Annotated in this window: 8 protein-coding genes and 1 tRNA gene; 5 read left to right on the top strand and 4 right to left on the bottom strand. The window is 74.2% G+C overall.

The features are described 5' to 3' along the window. Nucleotides 1-208 precede the first annotated feature (208 nt). A complete protein-coding gene (locus CHR28_RS18485; RefSeq protein WP_094054747.1) occupies nucleotides 209-1,852 on the top strand; it encodes an alpha/beta hydrolase in 1,644 nt (547 codons plus the stop codon). A gap of 108 nt (nucleotides 1,853-1,960) precedes the next feature. Then, nucleotides 1,961-2,037, top strand: a tRNA-Thr gene (locus tag CHR28_RS18490). Between the two features lie 73 nt (nucleotides 2,038-2,110). Here CHR28_RS18490 and CHR28_RS18495 read toward each other — a convergent pair. From CHR28_RS18495 to CHR28_RS18505, 3 genes are read right to left on the bottom strand one after another with little or no spacing between them, the layout of a single operon-like run. Further along, nucleotides 2,111-2,302: a hypothetical protein gene (locus CHR28_RS18495; protein ID WP_094054748.1), complete on the bottom strand. Its 192-nt coding sequence runs from the start codon at nucleotides 2,300-2,302 to the stop codon at nucleotides 2,111-2,113. Nucleotides 2,303-2,361: 59 nt separating this feature from the next. Next, nucleotides 2,362-3,165, bottom strand: coding sequence for a MerR family transcriptional regulator (locus CHR28_RS18500; protein ID WP_094054749.1), 804 nt, complete (start codon nucleotides 3,163-3,165; stop codon nucleotides 2,362-2,364). Next, on the bottom strand, nucleotides 3,158-3,706 hold the full coding sequence (locus CHR28_RS18505) for a VOC family protein (protein WP_094054764.1): 549 nt from the start codon (nucleotides 3,704-3,706) through the stop codon (nucleotides 3,158-3,160). The genes CHR28_RS18500 and CHR28_RS18505 overlap by 8 nt, the downstream gene beginning before the upstream one ends. A 357-nt stretch (nucleotides 3,707-4,063) precedes the next feature. On the opposite strand from CHR28_RS18505, the gene CHR28_RS37220 reads away from it, so the two are divergent. The 3 genes from CHR28_RS37220 to CHR28_RS18520 all read left to right on the top strand — a co-directional run bounded on the left by CHR28_RS37220 (nucleotide 4,064) and on the right by CHR28_RS18520 (nucleotide 8,890). After that, the gene (locus CHR28_RS37220) at nucleotides 4,064-4,522 is read left to right on the top strand and encodes a class I SAM-dependent methyltransferase (protein ID WP_179272481.1); all 459 of its coding nucleotides are present in this window, start codon (nucleotides 4,064-4,066) and stop codon (nucleotides 4,520-4,522) included. Between the two features lie 143 nt (nucleotides 4,523-4,665). Continuing rightward, complete coding sequence (locus tag CHR28_RS18515; RefSeq protein WP_094054750.1) at nucleotides 4,666-5,559, top strand: glycosyltransferase family 2 protein; 894 nt, start codon at nucleotides 4,666-4,668, stop codon at nucleotides 5,557-5,559. 541 nt (nucleotides 5,560-6,100) lie between these two features. Further along, nucleotides 6,101-8,890: an AfsR/SARP family transcriptional regulator gene (locus CHR28_RS18520; protein WP_256984297.1), complete on the top strand. Its 2,790-nt coding sequence runs from the start codon at nucleotides 6,101-6,103 to the stop codon at nucleotides 8,888-8,890. Here the strand turns inward: CHR28_RS18520 and CHR28_RS18525 are convergent. Beyond that, nucleotides 8,850-10,529, bottom strand: a complete 1,680-nt coding sequence (locus CHR28_RS18525) for a bifunctional 3'-5' exonuclease/DNA polymerase (protein ID WP_094054752.1) — start codon at nucleotides 10,527-10,529, stop codon at nucleotides 8,850-8,852. The genes CHR28_RS18520 and CHR28_RS18525 overlap by 41 nt on opposite strands. Nucleotides 10,530-10,674: the final 145 nt, after the last annotated feature.

Consider the following 10,674-nt stretch of genomic DNA (forward strand, 5'->3'; position numbering starts at 1 on the left):
GGGCTGAGAGCGCGGGTGCCCGTGCCGGGCCAAGAGCACGTGCGCACATGCTGGGCTGAGAGCGCGGGTCCACGTGCCGGGCCAAGAGCGCGGGTGCACCTGCCGGGCTGGGAGCGCGGGCGGCCGTGCCGGGTTGACGCGGTAACTCGTACGGGGCACGCCCCGCACGCACGGCACTCATTCCGTCGCGCAGAGTTACGCTCGCTGGATGGACACCAGGCGCACTCCACGCACCGTCTCGTCGCCCGGCCCCGCCGCGTCCCGCTCCCGCGGCGCCCACCGCAGGGCCCGCAGCGGAGCCAGGACGGCGGCCGGCCTGCTCGCCACGGCCGCACTGCTCGTCTCCGCCTGCTCCTCCGGGAGCTCGACGACGTCCACCGCCTCGGCGGCCCAGGAGGCGGCCCTGGTGGCGCTGCCGCGGTCCACGCCCGCGGCGCTCTCGCCGTACTACGCGCAGAAGCCGGCCTGGCGCGGCTGCGGCGTACCCGGCTTCCAGTGCGCCACGATCAAGGCGCCGCTGGACTACGCGAAACCCTCCGCCGGTGACGTCCGGCTCGCCGTCACCCGCAAGAAGGCCACGGGGCCCGGCGAGCGCCTGGGCTCGCTCCTGGTGAACCCCGGCGGGCCGGGCGGCTCGGCGATCGGCTACGTGCAGGCGTACGCCGGCATCGGCTACCCGGCCGAGGTCCGCGCCCGCTACGACATCGTGGCGGTCGACCCGCGGGGCGTGGCCCGCAGCGAGCCCGTCGAGTGCCTGGACGGGCCGGCCATGGACACGTACACGCGGACGGACACCACGCCCGACGACACGAAGGAGACGGACGGGCTGGTCGAGGCGTACCGGACGTTCGCGGAGGGCTGCGGCGCGGACGCGCCCCGGCTGCTGCGGCACGTGTCCACGGCGGAGACGGCCCGCGACATGGACATCGTGCGGGCGGCGCTCGGCGACGAGAAACTGAACTTCGTCGGAGCCTCCTACGGCACGTTCCTCGGCGCGACGTACGCCGGGCTGTTCCCGGACCGGACGGGCCGGCTGGTGCTGGACGGCGCCATGGACCCGTCGCTGCCCGCGCGGCGGCTGAACCTGGAACAGACGGCGGGCTTCGATACGGCGTTCCGGTCGTTCGCGCGGGACTGCGTCCGGCAGGCCGACTGCCCGCTGGGCGGCAAGGGCACCTCGCCCGAGCAGGTCGGCGAGAACCTCAAGGCGTTCTTCGAGAAGCTGGACGCGCGGCCGGTCTCCACCGGCGACGCCGACGGCCGCAGCCTCACCGAGTCGCTCGCCACGACCGGCGTGATCGCGGCCATGTACGACGAGGGCTCCTGGGAGCAACTGCGCGAGGCGCTGACCTCCGCGATGAAGGAGAACGACGGCTCCGGGCTCCTGCTCCTGTCCGACGGCTACTACGAGCGGGACGCCGACGGCCGCTACAGCAACCTGATGTTCGCCAACGCGGCCGTGAACTGCCTGGACCTGCCGCCCTCCTTCGACACCCCCGAGCAGGTGCGCGGGGCGCTGCCCGAGTTCGAGAAGGCCTCCCCGGTGTTCGGCGAGGGCCTGGCGTGGGCGGCGCTGAACTGCGCGTACTGGCCCGTCGGCGCGACGGGCGAGCCGCACCGCATCGAGGCGAAGGGGGCGGCGCCGATCGTCGTGGTCGGCACCACCCGCGACCCGGCGACCCCGTACCGCTGGGCCCAGGCCCTGGCCGGGCAGCTCTCCTCGGGCCGCCTGCTCACCTACGACGGCGACGGTCACACGGCGTACGGCCGTGGCAGCGCCTGCATCGACCGGACGATCAACGCGTACCTGCTGCGCGGCACCCCGCCGAAGGACGGAAAGCGCTGCTCGTAGTGGGTGCGCCCGGCCCCGGAGGGACCGCCTCCGGGGCTGGTACGGAGCACCCCCGGAAACTGTGTAGACTTACCGTCGTTGCTGATCGCACCATAGTGCGGACAGCGCGCCGCCTTAGCTCAGATGGCCAGAGCAACGCACTCGTAATGCGTAGGTCTCGGGTTCGAATCCCGAAGGCGGCTCCACTGAAACCCCAGGTCGGATGGAATCCGACCTGGGGTTTTGTCGTGCATGCGGGGATGGGCGGCCGGGGTGCGGCTAGTCGTCGCCGCTGCCGTTGCGGCGGGAGTGTGAGCTGGGGCTTGCGGCGTCGGCCAGTTCGCCGGCGAGCAGGGTTGCCCTCGATACCCCGCGGGCCCAGCGGGGGGCGTCGCCTCGGGCTGTCCAGAAGCCGCAGGCGCAGCCGCCGATGACGAGTAGGACGACGGCCGACAGTATGAGCACGAGCATGCTCGATCCCCCGTTTCTCGCTGTGCTGGTCCGCGTCATCCTCTCAGGCGCGGGCCGTCCTACTGCCAGGTCGCGCTGTCCGGGTCGATGCCGTGGGCGCGGGCGCTCGCGTCGATGATCTGGCGGAAGTACGAGGCGAGGCCGGTGCGCACGTCGTCGTAGTGGGCGGCGAAGCCGGGGTCGGACTCGAACATGCGGCCGAGGCAGACCTGCATCTGCCGGGTGAGGGGGAAGTACGCGGCGAAGACCTCCCGGTGCCGGTCGACGAGCGCGTTCGCCTCCGGGTCGCCCGGTGCGACGCCGGCGTCCATCGCCTGGGCGAGGGCGCGTTCGAAGCCGGCGACCGTGTCGGCGACGGTCTGCCATTCCTCCGGCGTGCGGGAGGCGGAGCGTTCGGCGTACTGCTGCCACTGGGGTGTGCCGCCATAGCGCTCGCGGGCCCTGGCGGGCCAGTCCGGGTTCCACTCCGGGCCGAAGATCGCGGACTGGTCCTCGGCGGTGAGCAGCAGGCCGCGCTCGTGCGCGTCGATCATCCGGTCCAGGCCGGCGCCCAGTTGCCGGAGGCGGTCGATCCGTGCGCCGACCTGGGCGCGCTGTGCGCGCAGTGCGCCGGTGACGTCCGCGGCCGGGTCGTCCAGGACGGCCCGGATCCCGTCCAGGCCCAGGCCGAGTTCGCGGTAGACGACGATGCGGTGCAGGCGTTCCAGGTCGGCGGCGGTGTAGAGCCGGTATCCGGCGGCCGTGCGCAGGGACGGGCGGGCCAGGCCGATCTCGTCCCAGTGGTGCAGCGCGCGGACGGTCACGGCCAGGCGCGACGAGACCTGGCCGACGGTCAGGCCGTCGGCGTCGGTGGTGTCAGGCATGCTTCCCATGGTCGGTGCCGTCGGTGCCGTGTCCGGGGGCGGGTGGGGTGATGCCGACGGCCGCGAGGTTGCGTGCCTCCGCACTGGCCGGGTCGAAGGGCTTCGCCGCGGTGACGACGATCCGGGCGTTCTCAGGGGTGATCACCTCCAGGTCGCGGGTGTTCCAGGGCGTGTCCCGCGGGCCGTCGACCGAGTCCGGGCGCAGCGCGCGGCACGCCTCGGCGACGGAGTCGACTTCGGTGAGCACGCACGCGAAGCTGAAGCTCATGGCCGGCGCCTGCTCGGGCACGTCCGCCGCGGGGACGAGCAGGACGTCCTGGAAGGCCCAGCGGCGCAGATGCACCAGTCGGCCGGGGATCGTGAACAGTTCGAAGAAGCCGAGGCCGCGGGTCCAGAAGTCCACCGACGCGGGCAGGTCGGTCGTCGGGATCGTCACGAAGGCGGGCATCCCGTAGATGCCGCGGAACGGCTCCGGCGGCACCGCGTCCGGGCCGGGAGGGGGGACGGGGCTCATCTCGAACGCGTCGTAGTGGTCGCTCATGCGGTCCACCGTCCGGCCTCACGCCGCGTGAGGGTCAAGTCCGTTCGTGCGGCGGGCCGGTGCGGTGTCCGGATCTTTGTGGGTTCCGCCAGTGCGCGGGTTCGTCGGGGCGCGGGGAGACTGCCGCCGGGGTGCGACGCGACCGAGTACCGGGAGGCGGCACGATGAGCGTGCAGCAGCACGACGAGATCGGTGAGGCGTTCGAGGGGTTCAAGGACCTGCCGCTGGCGCGCTACGCCGAGGTGCCCGGCTTTCTGGCCCTGGTCGGGGACGTGCGTTCGTGGCCCCGCGCCGGCGGAACTCCCGGCTGTAGAAGCCGGTGCCGGAGGCCAGGTCGAGCACCGACCTGCCGCGGACGTGTCCGCCCTGCGGCCCCTCGGCCGGCGCTTCGACATCGCCACGGCGGTCCAACTCCTCGACTACGCGCACGGCATCGCCGCCATGGAACGGATGTGCCGCACCGCGCACCGGCATCTGAAGCCCGGCGGCACGTTCTGCGTACTCGCGCAGACGCCGGGATTCCGCTTCGACGGACCGTCCCCGGAGAAGTACGGCTTCCGCTGCGAGCCGACCGGTGAGGAGGCCGAGACCGGACCGCGCGTCCGGGTCACCGCGCTGCTCGACCCGCCCATCGAGTTCGTCACGGCCTGCCCGCGCCGCGAGGTCTACGAACAGTGCCTGCGGGCAGCCGGGTTCGAGGAGCTTCAGTGGGTTCCGCTGACGGTGTCCGAGGCGGGCGTGCGCGCGTTCGGTGCGGACTTCTGGGCGGATTTCCACGCCAACCCGCCACTGGTGATGCTGCGCTGCCGGGCCTGATCGCCGCGCGGGAGGCGGCGGGGCGCCCGCACCGAAACGGCGCGGGCGAATCGCCGTCCGGCAGGCGTACGGCGAGGGTCCTCGCCGTGAACGGCTAGCATCGCCCGTCAACCGTCAGTTGCCGACCGGGACGAGGTGAGGACATGGGGGCACCCAGGATCGCCGTCGCCGTGGTGACCATGGGCAACCGGCCCGCCGAGGTCGACGCCCTGCTGGAATCCGTCGCCAAGCAGGACGTGCCGCCCGAGCGGATCGTCGTCGTGGGCAACGGCTGCCCGCTGCCGGAGTTCGCCCGGCGGCTGTCGCTGCCCGGCGAGGTCACCACCGTCGAACTCGACGAGAACCTGGGCTGCCCCGGCGGGCGCAACGCCGCGCTCGACCGGCTGCGGGAGTTCGGCGACGTCGACGTCGTGGTCGACCTGGACGACGACGGTCTGCTCGTCGACGCCGATGTGCTGCGCCGGGTGCGGGACCTGTACGCCGCCGACGAACGGCTCGGCATCGTCGGCTTCCGCATCGCCGACGAGGAGGGCGTCACGCAGCAGCGGCACGTGCCCCGCATCGGCAACGCGGACCCGCTGCGCGGCGGCTACGTCACCGGGTTCCTCGGCGGCGGGCACGCGCTGCGGATGGCGATGCTCGACGAGGTCGGCGACTGGCCCGCCGAGTTCTTCTTCGCGCACGAGGAGACCGACCTCGCCTGGCGTGCGGCCGACGCGGGCTGGCGGATCCTCTACGCGCCGGAACTGGTGCTCCGGCACCCGCGGACCTCGCCCGCCCGGCACGCCATCTACTACCGCGTCAACGCCCGCAACCGGGTCTGGCTGGTCCGCCGCCGGCTGCCGCTGCCGCTCGTCCCGGTGCATCTGGGTGTCTGGGTGCTGCTCACACTCGCCCGGATCCGGTCCCGTGCGGGGCTGCGGGCGTGGTGCGGCGGATTCGTGGAAGGCGTACGGGAGCCGGCGGGGGAGCGACGGCCGATGCGCTGGCGCACGGTGTGGCGGCTGACGCGGCTGGGACGGCCGCCGGTCATCTGAGCGTCAGCTGAGCCGGGCTTCGAGGAAGTTGGCCCCGGGAGCCGGGCTCTGGAGGAGTCGGGCTCCGGGGAAGTCGGCTCCGGAAGCCGGGCTTCAGGGAAGTCGGCTCCGCAAGCCGGGCTTCGGGGAAGTTGAGGGGCCCCGGCCGTTCACCTCCGCCGGCCGGGACCCGGATCCGGCCGCGGCGGCGACACTCCCCCGAGTTGCGCGTCCATACGCGCGCGCCGCCGGGCCAGATCCGATGTAGTGATCACATCAGGCTTTGCCAACGGATCGCTAACATATGGCCAACGGTTCGCCGTTGCGTCGTTCGTCGATTGGCGAGAAGTCGCCGAACCAGGATCGAGGGCGGCCGGAACAGCGGTGGATTCCGGTGGAGGCGTACGGGCCAAGGTGACGGAAAACCACTGCCCAGGGAGCGGAAACTCGTCAAGGGGGCGGTCCCGCCGGGGCGGTTGCGACAACACGGGGGCGTGGCGGGATGGGGGCATCTGCATCTTCCGGTGCGGGCGGCGGGGACGCCGGCGCGGCGGGCGAGGGTGTGGGTACGGGAGGCGAGGGCGTCGGCACGGGCGGCCAGGGCGTCGGTACGGGCGGCGGGGTCCGGGCAGGACTCGCGTTAAGGTTCGGGCTGCTGGGACCGACCGTGCTCTACCACGACGCCCCCGACGGCACCGGAAACGGCGTCACGCCCGGTACGGCCCGGGCCGTCGGGATCAGGAGCCCCAAGTCCCGTGCCTTGCTGACCGCGTTGCTGCTGGACGCGGGGCGGGTCGTCTCCGTCGAGTCGCTCAAGGACGCGCTGTGGGGAGAGGCACCGCCCGTCTCCGCCCAGGCCTCACTGCACAACCACGTCGCCCGGGTGCGGCGGCTGCTCGACGACCCCGAACGGTTGCGCACCACACCCTCCGGTTATCTGCTGCGGGTCGACGACGGCGAACTGGACGTCCACGTGTTCGACGCCCAGGTCGCCGCGGCCCGGACTGCGCACACCGGCCGGGACTGGGAGGGCGTTCTCCGCGCGTGTGCCGACGCGTTCGCGCTCTGGCGGGGCGCGCCGCTCGCCGGGCTCCCGCCCGAGGTGGGCGGCTACGCCTTCGCCCAGCGGCTGCGCGAGGCCCGGCTGCTGCTCCTGGAGTGGCGCCACGACGCCGAGCTGGCGCTGGGCGGGCCGCGCCTGCACGCGCTGGTGCCGGAGCTGGTGGCGCTGACCGGGGAGCATCCGCTGCGCGAGGCGTACCACCGCCAGCTGATGCTCGCGCTGCACCGCACCGGCCGCCAGGCGGAGGCCCTGGCCGTCCACCGCGATCTGCGCACCCGCCTCGTCGGCCAACTCGGCATCGAGCCGGGACCGGGGATGCGTGCGGCACACGTGGAGGTGCTCCGGGAGGCCGGGGGGAGCGGGTATGGCTCGAATGCGCCGGGGGTGAGGGCACGGGGTTTGGGCTTGGGCGCGCCCAGGGCTAGGGAGCAGGGCTCGCATACGCCGGGGCCGAGGGCACAGTGTTCGGATGCGCCGGGGGTGAGGGAGCAGGCGGCGAATGAGCCGGGAGTGAGGGCACAGGGCTTGGATGTCCCGGGAGCGAGGGAGCGCGGCTCCGGTGCGCCGGGGGCCAAGGAGTACGGCACGGGTGAGTACGGGTCGACGGGATACGGCGCCCAACTACCGCCTCCTCCCTCAGCCCAAGTACCGCCGCCCCCCGTCCAAGTCCCACCCCCTGCTCAACTGCCACCATCCCCCGCACAACTACCACCACCCCCCGCCCACTTCACCGGTCGCGCTGCCGAGCGCCAAGCCCTGCACCGCGTGCTCACGGCCACCGGCCCCCGCCCCACCGCGGTGATCAGCGGCATGCCCGGCGCCGGCAAGAGCGCCCTCGCCCTGCGGGTCGCACACGATCTGGCGGAACGTTTCCCCCAGGGGCAGCTCCACCTCGACCTGCGCGGTGCCACCCCCGGTACGACCCCCCTCACCCCGGGTCAGGCGCTCACCGCCCTGCTGCGTGACCTCGGCGTCGAACCCTGCCGCATCCCGGAGTCGCCGGACGCGGCATCGGCGCTGCTGCGGTCCCTGCTCGCCCGGACCCGCACGCTGCTCGTCCTGGACGGCGCCGTCAGCGCCGCGCAGTTGCGGCCGCTCCTGCCGGGCGGTGCCGGCTGCGCGGTGATCGTCACCAGCCGTTCCCCGCTCACCGCCCTCGACGGTGCGGCGCGGTTCCCGCTCAGCCCGCTGTCGGACGATGAGAGCACCGGGCTCCTGCGCGTCGCCTCCGGTCGCGACGACCTGGACGGTTCGCAGGCCGCCCGTCTCCTCGTCGAACGCACCGGCCGGCTCCCCCTGGCCCTACGGGCCGCAGCCGCGCGGCTCGCCGCCCGGCCGGCCCTCACCCCGGACGCCCTCGCCGCTCAACTGGTATTCGGCGAGGGCAGGTTGCGGCACCTGGACTACGACGACCTGAGCGTCCGCCGCACCCTGGCCGGCGCACACGACTCCCTGGCCGCTTCCCCGCACGAGACCGACCGGGACGCGGCCCTGACGCTCCGCCGCATCGGCGCGCTCGACCTCCCGGCGTACGGCGCCCCGCTGCTGGCCCGTCTCACCGGCACCGGCGTGCCCCGTACGGAGGCCGCGCTGGACCGGCTCGTCGACGTGGCCCTGCTGGAGGAGCCCGCGTACGGCCGCTACACACCCCACGTACTCGTCCGCGACCTCGCCCGGGAACTGGCCGCGGGAGAGCTCGAGGGGGAGACAACGGGAGAGACCGAGGGGGAGACAACGCGAGAGACAACGGGGGAGACCGGGGGACAGGCTGCGGGGCAGGCCGAGGGGCACGCCGGCGCCGGCCGGACCACTGCCCCCGGCCCCGCCGACATCGCCCTGCGCTGGTACGCCGCCGAGGCCGAGCGCGCTGCCGCCGCCGTTCACGACCCGGTCACCGGCCGGGGGCTCGGTCACCTCGCCCCGCCCGCCCCCGAGTCCGCCCCCGGCCGGACCCACCGCTGCCGTCCCGCCGCGCGTCAGCCGGAACGGCACCCGGCACGCACCGGTCCCACCGCCCCCTTCGCGAGCCCCGAGGAGGCGTTCGCCTGGGCCGATCTGGAGCTGGCGAACATCGTCGTGCTGGTGCAGCGGCACGTGGGTGACCCGCGCGGCGACCGTGCGGCCCTCGTCTCCACGCTCGTCCGGCTGTTGCTCCCCTACGCGCGTAGCCGCGGCCGGACCACCGAGGCGGAGGTGCTCGAACGGGCCGGGAACAGCGGTCGTCCCGACGGTGACGCCGACCCGCCGGTCACTTGGCGTCGGCGTAGCACCGCACCACCGCCGTCGTGAACGGGAACCGCACCGGCGTCGGTCCGAAGGTGAGCCGTCCGGCCAGGTCCGCCGCCTCGCGGATCGCCGCGACGACCGTCTCCGTCTCCTCCTCCGGGCAGTGCACGATCACCTCGTCGTGCTGGAAGAAGACCAGCTCGGCGGCGAGGTCCGCGCACGTTCTGCGCAACGCGGCGAGCATCAGCAGGGCCCAGTCGGCCGCGCTGCCCTGGACGACGAAGTTGCGGGCGAAACGGCCGCGGGCCCGGGTGTTGGTGGAGGCGTAGCCCGGCACCCACTGCTGCGCTTCGTCCTCGGAGAGGGGGATGCCCGCCTCCTCCGCGCCCTCGTCGGCCGCCCGGGCCGCCGGGGGACAGGTGCGGCCCAGCCAGGTCCGCACCAGCCGGCCCTCCTCACCGGCCTGCGCCGCCTCGTCGACGTACGCGACCGCCTTGGGGAAGCGGCGGCGCAGCGCGGCGAGGTTCTTCAGGCCGTCGCCGGAGGTCTGCCCGTAGACCGCGCCGAGCACGGCGAGCTTGGCCTGGGCGCGGTCGCCGGAGAAGGCGCGGTCGGAGACGGACTGGTAGAGGTCGGTCTCCCGGCCGGCCACCTCCATCAGCCCGGGGTCGCGGGAGATCGCGGCGAGGACGCGCGGTTCCATCTGGTCGGCGTCGGCGACGACGAGCCGCCAGCCGGGGTCGGCGACCACGGCCCGCCGGATCACCTTGGGGATCTGCAGCCCGCCCCCGCCGTTGGTCACCCAGCGCCCGGTCACAGTCCCGCCCGCGAGGAACTCGGGTCTGAACCGGCCCTCGCGCACCCAGTCCTGGAGCCAGGACCAGCCGTGGGCGACCCAGATGCGGTACAGCTTCTTGTACTCGACCAGCGGCTTCACGGCCGGGTGGTCGACGGACTCGATCTCCCAGCGGCGGGTCGAGGAGATCTTGATGCCGGCCTGCGCGAAGGCCTTGATCACGTCGGCCGGCAGATCGGGGCGGACCCGGCGGCCGAACGCGGCGGACACCTCGTCGGCCAGCTCGGCGAGGCGGCGGGGCTCGCCACCGCCCGCGTACCGCTCGCCGAGCAGGTCGTGCAGCACCGCGCGGTGCACCTCGGCGCTCCAGGGCAGCCCGGCCCGGTTCATCTCCGCGGCCACCAGCGTGCCCGCCGACTCGGCGGCGGTCAGCAGCCGCATGCGGTCGGGGTGCTCGGCCCGCTCGTGCCGCCGCTGCTGCTCGGCGTAGACGGCCAGGAGGTCCGGCAGGGGCAGCCGGACGCCCTGGGGTTCGAACAGGGAGGACTGGGAGCCCGGTTCGGCGGAGCGCAGCGGCGGATCGGGCGGTACGGGGCCGCCGCGCAGCCGGGCCAGGGCGGCCGCCGCCGAGCGTGGTTCCCCGTACCGCCCCTCGTGGCCGAGGAGGAGCGTCTCGGCGGCCTCGATGTCGTAGCACCGCTCGACTCGCACCCCCGTGGCGAGCAGGCGCGGGTAGACCTCGGCGGTGGAACGCCACACCCACCGCGTGACGCCGGGACGGCTCCGGACGGCCTCGGCGGGGTCCGCCTCGCGCCGCACGGGTCCGGCGGGCAGCCCGTCCGGACCGAGGGGGGCGACGTCCACGCCACCGTCCTCGGCCGGAGCGAGCGCCCACCGGTCGGCCATGCCGCGAGTGTGGCACCAGGGTCTGACATCGCCCCCTTCGGCGACACCCCCGCGCCCGCCCTCGCGCGGCTCCCGCCCTCGCGCCCGCCCTCGCGCGGCTCCCGCCCTCGCGCCCGCCCTCGCGCGGCTCCCGCCCTCGCGCCCG

The sequence above is a fragment of the Streptomyces sp. XY006 genome, assembly GCF_002237655.1.
GTDB classification, from domain to species: domain Bacteria; phylum Actinomycetota; class Actinomycetes; order Streptomycetales; family Streptomycetaceae; genus Streptomyces; species Streptomyces levis.